This is a genomic window from Pedobacter sp. T50_32 (assembly GCF_057652195.1).
Genome location: NZ_JBYFBY010000003.1, coordinates 101,481 through 117,383 on the forward strand (window position 1 = coordinate 101,481; position 15,903 = coordinate 117,383).

Consider the following 15,903-nt stretch of genomic DNA (forward strand, 5'->3'; position numbering starts at 1 on the left):
GGCCTTGTGGAGAAATCTTTGGATTTAATAATCATTTTCAAAGATTTCTCCACTTCGCTATGCTTCGGTCGAAATGACGTAATATCAATGTTACTGCTTCACTAAACTAGCAGCAGCTTCGTCAACAAACCATTGCAAGTTACCATTTATAGGCTGAATTAATTGCGAAGGATAGTTAGCGTAATCTTTCTCTTCTCCAAAAACCTTAGCCAAAGCTTGTGCTTTATTTTCACCAAAGGTGATGAAAGCAATATGTTTAGCCTGATTAATTAAAGGCGCTGTTAAACTCACACGATTGGTATTTAATTTCTCTACCCAAACACTGGCAACAGTTGCTTCTTGATTGCTCACCAAATCGGTATGAGGGAAAATTGATGCTGTATGTGCATCATCACCCATGCCTAGCAAAATCAGATCAAAAACTATTGGAGCACCAGCAAAATGCTCATCTAATTTCTGCTTGTAATCTGCCGCTGCTTCCTCTGGAGATAAATTGGTATCTACATAAAAAATATGGCCATCCTTCAATTCTAGATTATCGAAAAAGCTTTCTTTAGCCATTAAGCCGTTGTAATCCTTTTCAAAAGGAAGTACAGTTCTCTCATCACCAAAAAAGAAATAGGTTTTGTCCCAATCTATTTGGTCTTTATAAGTGGTAGATAATAGTTTGTATAATCCTTTCGGCGAACTTCCGCCAGTTAATACAAAATCAAAACGACCTTTTTCGGCAACAGCGTCATTCGCAATTTTAATGGCGTATTGTGCTAGTTGCTCGTTTAATTCTTCTTGATTGCTGAATATATTTAGTTTCATGTGGTTGTTGTAATGTTAGAAGGTTGTAAAGTTGCAACGTTCTAACATTACAACTTTACAACCTTTCAATTCGTTAATCTTTTATCGGCAACGTAAACCAGTGATAACCATCTTTAGCAATTAATGCTTCGGCATCTTCTGGTCCCCAACTATCTGCAGCATAATTAGGAAAGCCTAATGATGTTTTGTTTTCCCAAAGATGAATAATTGGCATTACCAATTCCCAAGCTGCTTCTACTTGGTCACCACGCATAAACAAGGTTTGGTCACCAGTCATTGCATCTAACAACAAAGTTTCGTAGGCTTCTGGCGAATCATTCTCATAAGTGCCTTTGTAATTAAAAACCATATCCACTGGATTAAGTACCATATCCAATCCCGGGCGTTTAGATTGTACTTGTAACCTAATACTTGCTTCTGGTTGGATGCTGATAATCAATCTGTTTTGTTGCCAAGTCTCAGCTACGTTATTTGAGAAAATATGGTGAGGAACATCCTTAAACTGTATCGTAATGATCGACGAAGTTTGGTTCATCCTTTTACCAGTGCGCAAGTAGAAAGGAATTCCTTGCCAACGCCAATTATCGATAAAGAATTTCACAGCAGCAAAAGTTTCTGTGTTTGAATGCGCATCAACTCCTTTTTCAGTGCGGTAACCTGGTACTTCTTGTCCTTCAACCCAACCTTTACTGTATTGACCCCGCACTGCATGTGCGCTAATTTCTTCTGGTTTAAACGGACGAACGGCTCTTAAAACCTCTACTTTTCTGTCCCTAATTTCATCTGCATTGAATGAAATAGGAGCTTCCATTGCCACAATAGATAATAATTGCAACAAGTGGTTTTGGATCATATCACGCAATGCACCTGCACCTTCGTAATAACCACCTCTATCGCCAACACCTAATTGTTCTGTTACCGAAATTTGGATATGTTCGATGTAATTTCTGTTCCACAATGGCTCAAAAAGGGAGTTCGCAAAACGAAAAGCCATCATGTTTTGAACCGTTTCTTTACCTAAATAGTGATCAATTCTGTAGATCTGCTTTTCGGTGAAGATGCCGCTTAAAAGTAAGTTCAGTTCTTTAGCGGTATCTAAATCGTGTCCAAACGGCTTTTCGATTACAATTCTGCAATTGTCTTCGTTGCCAGTAAGTTTGAACTCTTGTAAGCACTGCGCAATTAAAGGGAATAGGTTAGGGGCTACTGCTAAATAAAAAATAACCTGTGTTTTCTCTCCAAAATCTGCCTGATATTTTTCAATCTCTATCTTCAGCTTCTCGAAGGTTTCTTGAGATTTCACATCAATAGAACTATAGTGGATATTCTTACTGAAAACATCCCATTTATCTTTTTTTACCTTGCCATTTCTAGAGAACTCGTTAACGCTGTGTAGAAGTTCCTTTTGGTATTTGTCGTCTGTAAATGCCGTTCTACCAGTTCCAATGATAGAGAACTTCGCAGGCATGTAGCCTTCGGTATACAGATTGTATAAAGCTGGTGCTAATTTGCGTTTGTTTAAATCGCCAGTACCGCCAAATATTACAAATATGGTTGGATTAAGTTTGCTTGATTTTTTCATTTGTTGGTTGTTTAAACATTAAGAAGTTAAGGTGTAATTAAGTTCTTAACTATTCTTCATTTCTTAATGGTTGAAACTTTTTTAACTTTTAACTTTCTACTTTTAACTTAGTTTATTCCATTCTGCGTGAAACACACCTTCACTATCAATACGCTCAAAAGTATGGGCACCAAAATAATCACGTTGCGCTTGGATTAAGTTTGATGGCATTCTACCGGTTTTCAAAGTATCGAAGTAAGTGATTGCCGCTGCAAAACAAGGTATCGCAATACCAGCGCTAATAGCCGAAGAAATTACCTTTCTGGTATCTTTCAAGCCAGCTTGTAATTTTTGCTGAATAGAAGCATCTTGATACAGGTGCTGTAAATCAGCATTCTTTTGGTAAGCTTCGTAAATGTCTTGCAAAAACTCTGCACGAATGATACAGCCGCCTCTCCAAATCTTCGCAATTTCTGCCATGTTTAGTTCGTAACCGTATTCTGCGGAAGCTTTATACAACAAGTGCATTCCTTGTGCGTAGGCAGAAACCATCGCAAAGTAAAATGCTTCCTCTAATTGATCTTCAAAACCTGCTACATTTTCTATTTGAGCCGCTTTACCGAAAGAGCCTTCTAATTCTACCCGTAGATCTTTCAATTTAGAAAGGTTTCTTCCAGCCACCGAAGCATCAATGGTGTTTAAAGGAACTTCTGCATCCATCGCAATTTGCGAAGTCCATTTTCCGGTACCTTTAGATTTAGCTTGATCTTTGATTTCATCAACTAATAAATTCCCAGTTTTTTCATCCTTAAATAAGAAGACATCTTTGGTGATTTCCATTAAGAACGATTTCAAACGACCATTATTCCATTTCTCAAACACTTGTTGAATTTGAGAATTATCGTAACCCAAACCATTTTTAAGTATATCGTAAGTCTCCGCTAACAATTGCATAATGGCGTATTCAATACCGTTGTGCGTCATTTTCACAAAGTGACCAGCGGCACCTGGACCAATATAGGCTACGCAAGGTTCGCCATTTACTTTAGCAGCAACTGCTTCTAACAAATCTTTAATTACAGGATAGGCAGTTTTTTCACCTCCAGGCATTAAACTAGGACCAAAACGAGCACCTTCTTCACCACCTGAAATTCCCATCCCGAAGAAATGAAAACCTTTTTCCTTCAGCTCTTGAGATCTTCTCGTGGTGTCGGTATAGTAAGAATTTCCACTGTCGATGATGATATCACCTTCGTTCAATAAAGGCGTAATCTCAGCAATTACATCGTCTACAATTTTACCAGCCGGCACCAACAGAATAATGGTTCTTGGCGACTGCAGGCTATTAATAAAGTCTTCCACCTTGGCAAATCCCTTAAGATTGTGTGCTTTTCCTTCTTCTTCTAACAAGGCAAGCATCTTTTCGCTCTTGTCATGTCCGGTTACAGAAAAACCGTGATCGGCCATATTCAATAGAAGGTTTCTGCCCATGGTGCCTAAGCCAATCATGCCGAAACTGTAGGTGTTATTTGTATTGCTCATGTATATGGAGTTTATCTTGTGTGTCTAAATAATTATTGTTAATCGTGAATGTTGGTGCATACCAAGAATTTCTCTTTAGCTTTCCAAAGTTTCGCACCGCCTTTAATGCCATCTTGGTTCGAAACAATTTTGATATTATGTTCTAGCTTGAAGTTGATATTTGCAGAGTTTCCACCGCCAATATATAATGTATCGTAGTTGAAAACGGTTTTATAAATTTCGATGATATATTTCAGGCGTTCATTCCATTCTTCTTTGCCTACCTTTTCGAAACCTCGTTTGCCAATATAATCATCGTAGCTTTCTGCTTTGCTAATAGGTAAATGTGCAAGTTCAAAATGTGGAAGCAAGTCTCCGTCGAATAGTAGCGCAGTGCCGAAACCTGTTCCCAGAGTGAACACAATTTCAAGTCCCTTACCTTTTACAATACCTAAACCTTGCAAATCAGCATCGTTAACTAACCTTACTGGTTTATCAAAAAGATCACTAATTTGATCCGCCAAATCAACGTTTGCCCATTTGTTCTCGCCTAAATTAGGTGCGGTTTGTACCACACCATCTCTTACATAACCCGGAAATCCGACAGAAATTTTTTCGAAATCTTTTAAGCCATCAGTCAGTTTTTTAATGGTAGTAATTACATCCTCTGGACCAGCATTTTTTGGAGTAGACTCTGAAACGTAGTCGGTAATTATTTTACCATTTTGGTCTAATATACAAGCCTTGATATTCGTTCCGCCGATATCTATAGTGAGTACATTTCCTTTTTTAGAGATTTTCTTTACAGGCATAAAAGTTTTTATCAAGTGGATGATTAAAGATAGCTAGTTTAGAAAGCGAAAAAGTCGGCTGAAAATCAAATTTATAAGCGATGCGCTGTAATGGAATTGATTTTCGTTTTGTATGAAACATGTCGCTAATTTACTAAGAATTAATGTTTATTCCTTTTGAAAATGATTTTTCGTAGCTGTAAAATGCCATTAGTGAGGTGATGTTTCTTTGGCGTAAAAAATGGCAGGCTTAAAACCGATAGGAGTGAGATGCCTGCCGAAGCTCCTAGTGCACCACCATAACCATTAAAAAAGCTACTGGTATTGAGGTAGATGATAGCAAATACCAACCCAGATATCGCCAGTTTTAAATAGCTATCAACGATTTTTTTTGACGCCATACCGATGAAAGAACCTCCAATAAAAGCAACGGGAATGTTTTTTGCAAGGTCTACATCCACCATGTGCGGAAAGAAATAAAAAGGCAAGGCTACTAAAAGAGAAAGCAAAGCTGAAGACCTGATTGGGCCCTGTTTAAGTTGATGATTTACATAGAAAGTAAGCATTGCTGCAATTACAGCGGTGAGGATGATAATAATTGCTGTCATTTCTTAAATAGTAAAAAGAAGATGAACGATGTGATAGTAACGGCTGTAAAAGCTACGGTACCAAGTTTGCCTCCCAAGCCATTGAACAAACTTTTAGAAACCAGCAGGAGTACACCAGCAAAAAACGAAGCTGCTAATACGAAGTAAAAAGAATAGGCGATAGATAAGCTGGTCATGCCTATAAAAGCGCCACAGTAAAACATGCCTGGCAGTTGCTTTAAATAGGTGGATTGTTTATTTATGGAAGGTATAAATGAAGCGGCTGTGCCAACAATACCTGCAGAAATTACGGGTCCTAAATGACAAATATGATTAAGCGAATAACAAATTAATGCTCCAGCTGGTATCCAAATTACAATGAGCCTATGTTCGTACAAGTTAGTTCTATGATGGATTGGCGCTTTTGTATAAGAAACCAAAACGAGTAAACTTAAAACAGTGATGATAATAGGGGTGTAGATGCTTTGAAATTTCTCGATAAAGATGGCGAACAAAAAAAGTAACTGTATAAGTAAAGTGAGAAGGATGATGAAGGTTCTGACTCTTTTCTTTGCCATTGATAAAGTTGAAAGTTAAGAATTGAAAGTTAAAAGTCAGCGCTAGATCTCTATACTCACATCTTAATATTAAAAACGAAACCAAAATCCACAAAAAAAGCCCATTAAATAAATAAGGGCTTGTTTTGATTGTTTTCAGGCGGAGAGCGAGGGATTCGAACCCCCGGACCTGTTACAGTCAACAGTTTTCAAGACTGCCGCATTCGACCACTCTGCCAGCTCTCCGCCGCAAAAGTACAAACTCTAATCAATTCTGCAAACTTTGATTAAAAAAATGTTAAATTAATTTTATGAAAACCTCTTTAGGTATTATTTACAGTATGTTAACTAAAGCCTATTATAACTTGAAATATCTCTATGTTAAGATATTTCAAGAATTGATGAATTACACCTCAAAGCACTTTGAAATATAAAGTAAAATAATAACTTTGCGCTTAGCATCAATTACTTAAATGAATAAACAAACAGATTCGTTTTATAACAGATTTTCATTTTTCTACCCAGTGGTAGATGTATTGCTTAAACCTCAAAAGAAAGCATTATTTACGGAGGTTAACCAGTTAGATGAAGGTAAACTGCTAGAAATTGGAGTAGGGAATGGTACACATTTTAAATACTACGAGAAACATAAAATCACTGCCATTGATACCTCTGAAGGTATGCTTGCCATTGCAAGAAAGAACAGTTCTGAAAACATTGAGGTTCTAAAAATGAATGGTGAGGCTCTTCTATTTGATGATGAAAAGTTCAATTATGTTGTGCTCTCTCATGTAATTGCGGTAGTAGATAATCCTGGGCAATTACTTGCAGAAGTTGCGAGAGTATTAAAACCAGATGGAAAAGTGCTAATCCTGAATCATTTTACTCCGAACAACTGGCTAGGAAATATTGATCGTTTATTTGGATTAGTCTCTAAGTTGTTTCATTTTAAATCGGTGTTTTATTTAAATGATTTAAAAAATATAGACAACTTTAAGTTGGTTAAACAAGTTGATTTTGGTTTTGGAGGATATTTTAAGCTTTTAATTTACCAAAAGAAATGACACAGAAATATATTTTCATTTGTATAGCTCTGCTTATCAGCTTATTTATTTACTTGTTTTATCGGACAGAAAACACGCTTGTCACCTTAATGTTCATCAAGTTAATTTCGCTAGATAACTATTTGATGCTAAAAGAATATGTTCTTAAAACACTGCCTTTACATCCTATTATTATTTATTCTTTACCAGAAGGATTATGGGTGTTTTGCATAACACTTACCTCAAAATCTCATTATATAAACCTATTTAAGTGGCGTTTAAGTGGTGTATTTATACCGCTGATATTTTGTTTAGCACTGGAAATATTTCAGTTATTACAAATTACCAATGGAAAATTTGACTTTATGGATATTATAATTTGTGGTGTATTTTGGATTTTAGGAATAATGACTTTTGAAGACAAGGTGGAGAAACAAAATATTCTTTCATCGCCTAATGCTAAATCTCTTATATGTTTTGCAAGTTACTGTATAGTTTATCTAGCTCACGTTTTTAAATAACTTAATTTTATGAGTAAACTTAATAGACATTTTAAAAGTTATCGCTATGCGCTAAGGGGAATTTATTTGGCATTTAGGTATGAAAATAATATGATATTCCATTTTCTTGCTGCCGTTGTAGTTATCGTATTGAACTTTATATTGAAAGTTGATAGGAGCGAGTGGCTTATCACCTTAATACTTATTGGACTTGCATGGGCTGCCGAGATTTTTAATACGGCTATTGAAACTTTAGCAGATAGAATTACTACAGAACAAGATCCTTTGATAGCAAAGGTTAAAGATTTAGCTTCGGGTGCTGTGCTTACAATTTGTGGTTTTGCCGTTATATGTGCAGTAGTAATCTACTTTCCGTACATTATTAAGCTATTGAGTTAAATTAGGGGATACTATCTAGGGCTTTACTGCAATATCAACCTCGCCGTAAACTGTATTGTCAACAGTTATTCCTTGCAAAATTATTTTGTATTCACCACTTAAGTCAGCTGTTGTAAATGAAAATTCTGCTTCACCGTTGATGTTAGTAAGCAGGCCAGCATCCCAAAATAAGGTAGTAAGAAATTGTAGGCTGTTTGACGTTTTGTCTAATCCATAAAACTTATTGGGGAGATTTATACCTTTGAAGAGAGTTGTTTCTTGTTTTGTGGTACTGCAACCATTATAGACAATTGGCTCAACCTTGAAAGATTTTTTAAATTCATCTATATCTGTTCTCTTTTTATAAAGTTTTCCGATAATTGGTTTGAATCTTTTTTGAGAGTATGGGTAATTTAGGTAGTCATATTCATCTACCCAGTCACCGCAATCATTAATTCCTGGTTCAAGTTTTTCGCGGTTGTTATCGTTGGTAGAGGTTTTTATAGTAACAGTTTTAAGTTCCACCTCACTCTCAGTAATAGTTAGATTAGGTTTTTTGTCGAGATGAATCTTTTTTGCTGAAGTATCAAGAGATAGGAAGTTGGTGGCAATTTCTGCTGCCATTTTACCAAAAGGATCATGCAATGTGATGACGAAATCGTCGTTGTCTTGACCAATAACTTTCATGGAAACTTTTCTGCCGTAAGATACCATCAGATGTTCGTTAGCTATTTCTAGTAATCCACTATTGTCAGTAGTTAATAGTTTTAAACCACCATTAGCTAAAACAGCTACAGAAGTAGGTTTCTTTGGTACCTTGTTTTTGTAAGTAATACTTGCAGTATATTTTCGCTCTTCCAAGTTGCTTTGATGCTGTGTATATGAAATATCGGTGTTGATGTTTTTAGCGTTTTCATTAATTCGAGAATGATGAACTGCCGCAATGGATAATATTCCTTGTACAGCCCGCTGGTCTGCATCCTCTAACTTAATTCTCACTTTAACGGTATCGCGTTTGCCATATAAAGATTTGTCTAATGTTATTATCGCTTTTTGAGAATTTGAGGTTGATACTGTACTGCCATCAATTGTGTTTTTAACATTCTTATTAAATACTTGACCAATATTGATGGTTGCTATATGCTTTGCAACTGGTTTAGCTGCCGTATCAAATACATTAGTATAGCCAATAAGATGATAGACACCATTTTTAATACTGTCTGGTAGTATGAGCTGACCTATACTTAAACCTTGTCGCATCGGATATCGCTCTTCTAAAATTACCTTCCCGCTATCTGCGCTTGCAACAGCCAGATTTAGTAGGTTGTGTTGGCTATGCTCTTTGGCATTGTTAACAAAAAGATAAGCACTAAACCAAATAGTTTCATTTTTAAGATATATCGTTTTATCTGTATGGATAAATAAGCCAGTACGATGTTTATATTCTTGAGAAAATAAAGGGGAAAAGAAAGTAGAAATTATGAGCAGAAGTAAGAGACGATTAAGCATGTGCTATCTAATTAGAGGTTAGGGAGAAAGATAACCAAAAATTGTGCTTATGAAATCAATAAACGAAATAAAAGCACTAAACAATGTAAAAAGAAATGTCTTTAAACAAAAAAAGTAGCTTCGTTTTCGAAGCTACTTTGATGCGGAGAGCGAGGGATTCGAACCCCCGGACCTGTTACAGTCAACAGTTTTCAAGACTGCCGCATTCGACCACTCTGCCAGCTCTCCGCTGCAAAAGTACAAACTCTGGGCAATTCTGCAAACTGGAAAATAGGTATTTCTTAAAGTTTGTTTTAATAGGTTAGTTATCAGGCTGAAAAAATTGAATGGAAGCTCAAAAAGCATCGATTTTGTTGTGATTATATAAGACTTGGGAAGTTTTAGAACTATAGTAGGTCTTTATTGGCTATTAGTTTTGAGTTACCTGCAAAGGCGTTGTTAATTAAACCAGGTAGTAGCGGATACCTGCCTTGTGGCTAAGGCCGAGTGGGGATTTTAGCGTTGGCCGAGGAGTATGAGCGGATAACGGGACTAATATAAGATGAAAGCACAATACTGCTTTTCAACTACTTTTTATCTTCAGAGCTTTTACTCTTAAACAAATTGAAGTTGGGCCTAATGATTTTTACGCTCCGTTTTGATAAATCTACGCTTGCATTTAGCTCGAAACCAATCAATAAAATTAAGGAGTTGAGGTAAAGCCAAATCATCATTACCATTAAAGTACCGATAGATCCGTAAATTTTATTGTAGGCACCGAAGTTATTAATGTAAAAAGAGAAGCCCCAAATAGTTAAGAAAGCCAAAATAGTGGCCAACCAAGAGCCTGCACTAAAGAATTTCCATTTTTTGGCATGTGCGGGCCCGTAACGGTACAGAATAGATACGTTGATGAAGTATAGTGCCCCTAAAAGTGCGAATTGGGTAAACTTGATGAGGTAAATGGTCAGATTTCCATCGTATTCAATTTCTTTTTTAAGGTAGTTGATAGTGATTTCGCCCAAAGTCATGGCGGTAATGCATAAAATCATAGAAACTACCAGTACGATGGTAAGGATTAAAGCGACCAATCTTCGTTTTAGTAAAGTTCTTGTTTCTACAATTAATGAAGATTTGTTGAAGGCCATCATTAAATTGTGTACGCCGTTAGTAGCGAAGAACAAAGAAAGAAAGAAACCTATAGACAACAAGCTACCATTTTGAATGTTAACGATATCATTTATTGTGGCTTCGAACGCTAGAAAGGCATTGTTTGGCAATACAAGTGCTAGCAATGACATCAACCCTTCTTGAAAGCCAATTCTTTTTGGAATGTACGGTATTAGGGTAAACAAGAAAATAATGCCTGGAAATATAGCCAGCATAAAGTTGTAGGCTAGGGAAGAGGCTTTGTTGACCAAGGTATCTTTGCCAATTTCTCTAAAGAAGAATGTAGCAACAGTATAAATTGGCAGCGGACTAAAACCTGGAAGCACACAAACTTTAGTCCACTCGATTAACATAGAGTAGGGCCTAAATTTTAAAAGTTGTTTGTGTAGCCAATTCACGCTGTGATGGTTAACTATTTAATGGTTAAAATTGGTGACTTTTGCTTAATCGGTTAGGTGTTTACCATAAATCTAAAATCGTACTTCTACAATCTTAAATCAAAAATACTGCCTTACGTTTTTCATAAAGTTTTCTGGCGGATGACATGGCCTACGAGTTTCTTTATCTACAAATACCAAAGTAGTTTTACCAATGTTAATCAGTTCTTTTGCTTCGTTATAAATTTCGTATTCTACATGTAAACGTACCGTTGGCAACTCTTTCACGATAGATTTTATGGTAAGCACCTGATTGTAAAGTGCAGGTTTTAAATATTTAGATTGTAGTTCTAGTATCGGTAGCATTACACCATCAGCTTCCATAGAGGCGTAGGTCATGCCAGAACAAGCCTCAAAACACTCGGTACGTGCTATTTCGTAATACTGGGCGTAGTTACCGTGGTAAACAACACCCATTTGATCGGTTTCGGCGTATCTAACTTTTACTTGCGTTTCGTAGGTGAACATTATCTAAATATATTTCGCTTATTTAAGGCTTCTCTGTATTTCTTTGCGTTGATATTATGCTCTTGAACTGTTGCTGCAAAATTGTGATATCCAGAAAAATCTTCTTTTGCACACATATACAGGTAATTGTTATCTTCTTTGTTTAAAACCGCATCTATAGCGCTAATGCTCGGCATATTGATTGGCCCTGGAGGCAAACCTGCATATTTGTAGGTGTTATATCTAGAATCTACTCTCAATAACGGACCAGTTACACGTTTAACGGTGAAATCGTTGTTGGCAAATATTACTGTTGGATCTGCCTGAAGTAAAATGCCTCTTTCTAAACGGTTAAGATAAAGACCTGCGATAGTGGGCATTTCTCTATCGTACAAAGCCTCAGCATCTACAATTGAAGCTAAAATGGTAGCTTTAATAGGATCTAAACCTATTGCTGCTGCTTTCTTTCTGCGTTCATCGTTCCAGAATTTTAAGTATTCGGCATTCATTTTTTTGAAGAAATCTTCTCTTGATGTGCTCCAATACATTTCGTAAGTATTTGGAATGAACATGGTGTACACGGTTTCGGTGGTGAAACCATATTTCTCTACAAAATCAGCAGAATCTAACAAGCGCATAAATGCAACCGAATCTGGCTCTAAATTTTTAGCTAATAAACTTGCTAAACCTTCAATTTTTCTTATGTTCTGGAATTTCAGTTTAACAGGTTCTTGATTACCAGCTTTAAGCATGTTGATTAAAGCCCGGTTTGTCATTCCTTCTTTTAAACGATATTTACCAGGTTTTAAAGCACCTTGTAAGTTCATTTTTTCCGCAGCTTGCCAAAATGTGCCAATATCATTTAAAATCTCTTTGTAACGAAGATCAGTAACTAAATCTTCAAAAACGTATCCTGTTTTTATATACAAGTATTTCTCCTTATCGGTTACGTTAGGAGCGAAATAAGTGTTGTAAAACTTGATGCCAAAATATCCGCCAACGGCTAAAATAATAGCCAAAACGATAATGATTATCTTGAAATTTTTCTTTTTAGATTGACTAGTGCTCATATTTATGGTTTGTTAGCAAGCGTTAAATTGATTGGTGTGCCAATGCGTACTTTAGTGATGCTATCGGCTGGTAAAGGGAATTGTGAAATAATGACCGCATTAGCAGTATCGGTAATGGTTCCTTCATAAGTAATAGTGCCAACAGATAACATGGCACCTTTAAGTGAAAATCTGGCCTCATCGATGGTAAATCCAGTCAAATTTGGTAATTCTACTTCTTCACTACCTCGTCCATCGCCCAAAACAAAGCTAATTCTAGAACCTTTTGGCAAACTTTCGCCAGGTTTAATAGTCTGTCCGCCAAATAAAGCTTCTAACACCACATCTCTTGCCACATCGGGTTTGTAAGTGGTATCTCCGAGCTTTAACCCGTAGCTTTCAATGATAGATTTAGCTTCCCGAAGTGATTTCATTTCGATATCTGGAAATCTAACATTTGGTGCCTGATTAGTGTTTATGGTTAGATAGATGGTTCTGTTATCCTTCACAAAGGTTTCTGGATCAGGATCTTGATCGGTAACAATGCCTGGCGGTTGATCTTGAATGTACACAGAATCGATCTCGTAACGTAAGCCAAGCCCTTCTAATTTACTGATGGCATCTTCTATTTTAAGTCCTCTCAGGTTAGGTACATTTAAGCCCTCACCATGCTTAGTGTAGTAACGTAAACTAAAGAAAGCAATGAGTAACAGACCAAAAAAGGTGCAGATAGCAGCTATAAGATTTCTTCTGAATGATTTGGTTTTAAGGTACTCGGTAAAGTTGCCCATTCGCTTTTAGTTTTAAATAAGTTCCAAATTTAGCTTAAAAAAATATTTATCTTAAATTAAAAACAAATCTGTCTATTTTTGGGAAGATAAATATAATTGAAACCAGAAAAAATACAATTGAGCCAACCAAAATAATTATGAAGAAAACCATCGCATTGCTAACCGGCGGAACTACAGGAGAGTGGGTAGTCTCTGTAAAAAGTGCTGCAACCATTGCACAAAATATCGACACCAATAAATACGACGTTTACAAAATTATGCTTACCGAAAATGGTTGGTTTTATGAACCAGCAGATTCTGTTAAGATTGAAGTAGATAAAAATGATTTTTCGCTAAACATTAAAGGCAAGAAAATAGTATTTGATGGTGTTTTTATAGTGATACACGGCTCGCCCGGAGAAGATGGCAAATTGCAAGGCTATTTTGACATGATTGGTATTCCTTACACAACCTGCAATGCACTTACAAGTTCAATTACCATGAACAAAGGTTACACAAAGGCAATTGTAGATGGAATTAAAAACCTAAATGTGGCGAAGTCTTTACAGCTTTTTAGAGAAGATTATGATATTGAAGATGTAAAAACTCAATTGAAATTGCCACTTTTTGTAAAACCAAACAACGGTGGAAGTAGTATTGGTATGAGTAAAGTTAAACACTTTGATGATTTGCAAACTGCACTTGACAAGGCATTTAACGAAGATACCCAAGTTTTGGTAGAAGAGTTTGTAGAGGGTAGAGAGTTTTCTATTGGTGTTTTTAAAACCAAAGGGAAAATTGTAGTTCTACCAACAACTGAGGTGAAAACCAAAAATGAGTTCTTCGACTTTGATGCTAAATATACACCGGGTGTTACCGAAGAAATTACCCCTGGAGATATGACTGAAGAAGAAAAGGGCAGGGTAGAACAGATCGTTGCTGATGTTTATCAAAAGTTGAACTGCCGAGGTATTGTGCGTATAGATTATTTCTTAGAGCACAACACAGGAAACTTCTACTTTATCGAAATTAATACCATCCCTGGACAAACTGCAACGAGCTTTATTCCTCAGCAGGTGGCTGCAATGGGTATGAAATTGCAAGATTTTTATACGCAGGTTTTAGAAGAAACGATTTAAGTTTACAGGCGTAAGTTGTTAGGTATTAAGAATTAGGCATCAGTAAATTCTATAAGTCTCATATCCCGCAGATATTCACAGATTTTTCCGCAGAACACGCTGACTAAATCTGCGAATATCTGCGTTTTTTCTATCAATAAATATCTGCGGGAATATATTAAACTGCTGTTGTCTTCCACTTGCCTTTCTTGAAAATCAAATAAGCAGCAATTGTAATTCCCACTTCGGCAACCGGAATAGCAATAAATACACCGGTTGGGCCCATCGCCAAATACTTCGCTAGGAAATAAGCAAAAGGGATTTGGAACAACCAAAATGCAATAATATTGATTTTTGTTGGTGTCCAAGTATCGCCAGCGCCGTTAAAGGCACTAATCAACACCATTCCAATTCCATAGAGAATAAAACCCAAACTGAGTATTCTCAGTGCTTCGCTAGCAACTTTAATCACTTGAGTATCTTCGGTGAAGAAAGCTGCAAATAGATGTCCGCAGGTTAAGAAAAGCACCATTACAATACCCATAAAAATCATGGAGTATTTGATGGTAACGAATACCGATTTTTCAGCTCTATCCATGCTGCCAGCACCCATGTTCTGCCCAACTAAAGTAGCAGCTGCATTGCTTAATCCCCAAGCAGGCAACATAAAGAACATCATTAACCTTAACGCAGTTTGGTAGCCAGCCGAACCGTGATCTCCACCTGTAGTTGCTACTAATTCTGCTAGGAAAATCCAGCTACAAGAAGCAATAACGAACTGAAGAACCGCAGGTGCTGCAATTTTAACGATAGCCCTAATTTGTTCAATTTGAGGCACTAGGTAGGCAAGCTTGACTTTTAAATTACCGCTGCCTTTAGCTAAATGATAAATTTGATAAAGTACTCCTGTACCTCTGCCAATAGCTGTAGCCAAAGCTGCACCCGTTAATCCCATAGCCGGAATTGGTCCAAAACCACGGATTAATATTGGACATAAAATGATATTTAGCGTGTTCGCTAAGGCTAAACTCTGCATTGCAATAGCAGCATTACCAGCACCTCTAAAAATTCCGTTAATTAAAAACAGTAGCATGATGACAATGCTTGTTCCCATCATAATTCTCACAAAAGTAACGCCTTGTGATGCGGTGCTTTCTGTAGCTCCCATTAACAACAGGATGTCTTTTGCGAATATCAATCCTGCTACGCTGATTAAAATGGAAACGCATACGGCTATAGCAATAGTTTGCATACCAGCTCTTGAGGCTGCTTCTGTGTTTTTTTCTCCAATTCTGCGAGCTACTACTGCCGTTGCAGCCATACCTAACCCCATAGCTAACGAGTAGATAATGGTTAATACAGACTCGGTTAAACCTACAATTTGGATAGCTTCTGCACTATTTGGCAAGTGACCAACAAAGTAAAGATCTACCAATACAAATACAGATTCCATCATCATTTCCAACATCATTGGAACTGCCAAAAGCACTATTGCTTTTCTGATACTGATGGAAGTATAATCTATTTCATCGCCCTTAAAAGCTTGAACGAGTACATTAAAAAAATTAGACAAACGTGATTTTGCCTCGACTGGTTGTGTCATATATAAAGTTAATAAAAGGAATTACCATGAGATGCTAAAAGCTAGCACCGTTAATTTGTTTTTCTGATGT

Annotated in this window: 16 protein-coding genes and 2 tRNA genes; 4 read left to right on the forward strand and 14 right to left on the reverse strand. The window is 36.7% G+C overall.

From position 1 onward, the window contains the following. Positions 1-90: 90 nt before the first annotated feature. The 7 genes from pgl to AC23ME_RS11150 all read right to left on the reverse strand — a co-directional run bounded on the left by pgl (position 91) and on the right by AC23ME_RS11150 (position 6,076). Positions 91-813 carry a 6-phosphogluconolactonase gene (pgl, locus tag AC23ME_RS11120; RefSeq protein ID WP_487727843.1) on the reverse strand — a complete coding sequence of 241 codons (723 nt, stop codon included), beginning with the start codon at positions 811-813 and terminating at the stop codon, positions 91-93. A 73-nt stretch (positions 814-886) separates the two neighbouring features. Then, the gene (gene zwf / locus AC23ME_RS11125) at positions 887-2,395 is read right to left on the reverse strand and encodes a glucose-6-phosphate dehydrogenase (protein WP_487727844.1); all 1,509 of its coding nucleotides are present in this window, start codon (positions 2,393-2,395) and stop codon (positions 887-889) included. A 102-nt stretch (positions 2,396-2,497) separates the two neighbouring features. Next, the gene (gndA, locus tag AC23ME_RS11130; protein ID WP_487727845.1) at positions 2,498-3,916 is read right to left on the reverse strand and encodes an NADP-dependent phosphogluconate dehydrogenase; all 1,419 of its coding nucleotides are present in this window, start codon (positions 3,914-3,916) and stop codon (positions 2,498-2,500) included. Between the two features lie 38 nt (positions 3,917-3,954). Next, the gene (locus AC23ME_RS11135) at positions 3,955-4,707 is read right to left on the reverse strand and encodes an ROK family protein (protein ID WP_487727846.1); all 753 of its coding nucleotides are present in this window, start codon (positions 4,705-4,707) and stop codon (positions 3,955-3,957) included. A gap of 140 nt (positions 4,708-4,847) precedes the next feature. Continuing rightward, the gene (locus tag AC23ME_RS11140) at positions 4,848-5,294 is read right to left on the reverse strand and encodes a hypothetical protein (protein ID WP_487727847.1); all 447 of its coding nucleotides are present in this window, start codon (positions 5,292-5,294) and stop codon (positions 4,848-4,850) included. Beyond that, complete coding sequence (locus AC23ME_RS11145) at positions 5,291-5,851, reverse strand: hypothetical protein (RefSeq protein WP_487727848.1); 561 nt, start codon at positions 5,849-5,851, stop codon at positions 5,291-5,293. Before AC23ME_RS11145 ends, AC23ME_RS11140 begins: the two co-directional genes overlap by 4 nt. A 140-nt stretch (positions 5,852-5,991) precedes the next feature. Continuing rightward, positions 5,992-6,076: transfer RNA gene (locus tag AC23ME_RS11150), tRNA-Ser, on the reverse strand. Between the two features lie 227 nt (positions 6,077-6,303). On the opposite strand from AC23ME_RS11150, the gene AC23ME_RS11155 reads away from it, so the two are divergent. From AC23ME_RS11155 to AC23ME_RS11165, 3 genes are all read left to right on the forward strand, one after another. Beyond that, entirely contained in the window at positions 6,304-6,894 is a 591-nt protein-coding gene (locus AC23ME_RS11155) for a class I SAM-dependent methyltransferase (protein WP_487727849.1), read from the forward strand. 125 nt (positions 6,895-7,019) lie between these two features. Beyond that, entirely contained in the window at positions 7,020-7,394 is a 375-nt protein-coding gene (locus AC23ME_RS11160; protein ID WP_487727850.1) for a hypothetical protein, read from the forward strand. Positions 7,395-7,403: 9 nt separating this feature from the next. Beyond that, the gene (locus AC23ME_RS11165) at positions 7,404-7,772 is read left to right on the forward strand and encodes a diacylglycerol kinase family protein (protein ID WP_487727851.1); all 369 of its coding nucleotides are present in this window, start codon (positions 7,404-7,406) and stop codon (positions 7,770-7,772) included. Between the two features lie 15 nt (positions 7,773-7,787). Here the strand turns inward: AC23ME_RS11165 and AC23ME_RS11170 are convergent, their stop codons facing one another. The 6 genes from AC23ME_RS11170 to AC23ME_RS11195 all read right to left on the reverse strand — a co-directional run bounded on the left by AC23ME_RS11170 (position 7,788) and on the right by AC23ME_RS11195 (position 13,133). Continuing rightward, positions 7,788-9,260 (reverse strand): hypothetical protein, encoded by a 1,473-nt coding sequence (locus tag AC23ME_RS11170; protein WP_487727852.1) that lies wholly within the window; start codon positions 9,258-9,260, stop codon positions 7,788-7,790. A gap of 143 nt (positions 9,261-9,403) precedes the next feature. Beyond that, positions 9,404-9,488 (reverse strand) — tRNA-Ser (locus tag AC23ME_RS11175). Between the two features lie 338 nt (positions 9,489-9,826). Next, positions 9,827-10,807 carry a YihY/virulence factor BrkB family protein gene (locus AC23ME_RS11180; RefSeq protein ID WP_487727853.1) on the reverse strand — a complete coding sequence of 327 codons (981 nt, stop codon included), beginning with the start codon at positions 10,805-10,807 and terminating at the stop codon, positions 9,827-9,829. 99 nt (positions 10,808-10,906) lie between these two features. Beyond that, complete coding sequence (locus AC23ME_RS11185; RefSeq protein WP_097129321.1) at positions 10,907-11,314, reverse strand: acyl-CoA thioesterase; 408 nt, start codon at positions 11,312-11,314, stop codon at positions 10,907-10,909. Next, the gene (gene mltG / locus AC23ME_RS11190) at positions 11,314-12,363 is read right to left on the reverse strand and encodes an endolytic transglycosylase MltG (RefSeq protein WP_487727854.1); all 1,050 of its coding nucleotides are present in this window, start codon (positions 12,361-12,363) and stop codon (positions 11,314-11,316) included. Before mltG ends, AC23ME_RS11185 begins: the two co-directional genes overlap by 1 nt. Before the next feature lie 2 nt (positions 12,364-12,365). Next, positions 12,366-13,133, reverse strand: coding sequence for a PASTA domain-containing protein (locus tag AC23ME_RS11195; RefSeq protein WP_487727855.1), 768 nt, complete (start codon positions 13,131-13,133; stop codon positions 12,366-12,368). A 137-nt stretch (positions 13,134-13,270) separates the two neighbouring features. Between AC23ME_RS11195 and AC23ME_RS11200 the strand changes: the two genes are divergently transcribed. Beyond that, entirely contained in the window at positions 13,271-14,251 is a 981-nt protein-coding gene (locus AC23ME_RS11200; RefSeq protein ID WP_487727856.1) for a D-alanine--D-alanine ligase, read from the forward strand. Positions 14,252-14,408: 157 nt separating this feature from the next. On the opposite strand, the gene AC23ME_RS11205 is transcribed toward AC23ME_RS11200, so the two are convergent. Next, on the reverse strand, positions 14,409-15,833 hold the full coding sequence (locus AC23ME_RS11205; protein WP_487727857.1) for an MATE family efflux transporter: 1,425 nt from the start codon (positions 15,831-15,833) through the stop codon (positions 14,409-14,411). Between the last annotated feature and the right edge of the window lie 70 nt (positions 15,834-15,903).

Bases quoted from the DNA above. Each gene is read 5' to 3' on its own strand.
- AC23ME_RS11160 (WP_487727850.1), top strand. From the start codon at position 7,020: ATGCTAAAAGAATATGTTCTTAAAACACTGCCTTTACATCCTATTATT.
- AC23ME_RS11140 (WP_487727847.1), bottom strand. From the start codon at position 5,294: ATGACAGCAATTATTATCATCCTCACCGCTGTAATTGCAGCAATGCTT.
- AC23ME_RS11195 (WP_487727855.1), bottom strand. From the start codon at position 13,133: ATGGGCAACTTTACCGAGTACCTTAAAACCAAATCATTCAGAAGAAAT.
- AC23ME_RS11170 (WP_487727852.1), bottom strand. From the start codon at position 9,260: ATGCTTAATCGTCTCTTACTTCTGCTCATAATTTCTACTTTCTTTTCC.
- pgl (WP_487727843.1), bottom strand. From the start codon at position 813: ATGAAACTAAATATATTCAGCAATCAAGAAGAATTAAACGAGCAACTA.
- AC23ME_RS11165 (WP_487727851.1), top strand. From the start codon at position 7,404: ATGAGTAAACTTAATAGACATTTTAAAAGTTATCGCTATGCGCTAAGG.
- mltG (WP_487727854.1), bottom strand. From the start codon at position 12,363: ATGAGCACTAGTCAATCTAAAAAGAAAAATTTCAAGATAATCATTATC.
- AC23ME_RS11185 (WP_097129321.1), bottom strand. From the start codon at position 11,314: ATGTTCACCTACGAAACGCAAGTAAAAGTTAGATACGCCGAAACCGAT.
- AC23ME_RS11155 (WP_487727849.1), top strand. From the start codon at position 6,304: ATGAATAAACAAACAGATTCGTTTTATAACAGATTTTCATTTTTCTAC.
- zwf (WP_487727844.1), bottom strand. From the start codon at position 2,395: ATGAAAAAATCAAGCAAACTTAATCCAACCATATTTGTAATATTTGGC.
- AC23ME_RS11200 (WP_487727856.1), top strand. From the start codon at position 13,271: ATGAAGAAAACCATCGCATTGCTAACCGGCGGAACTACAGGAGAGTGG.
- gndA (WP_487727845.1), bottom strand. From the start codon at position 3,916: ATGAGCAATACAAATAACACCTACAGTTTCGGCATGATTGGCTTAGGC.
- AC23ME_RS11205 (WP_487727857.1), bottom strand. From the start codon at position 15,833: ATGACACAACCAGTCGAGGCAAAATCACGTTTGTCTAATTTTTTTAAT.
- AC23ME_RS11135 (WP_487727846.1), bottom strand. From the start codon at position 4,707: ATGCCTGTAAAGAAAATCTCTAAAAAAGGAAATGTACTCACTATAGAT.
- AC23ME_RS11145 (WP_487727848.1), bottom strand. From the start codon at position 5,851: ATGGCAAAGAAAAGAGTCAGAACCTTCATCATCCTTCTCACTTTACTT.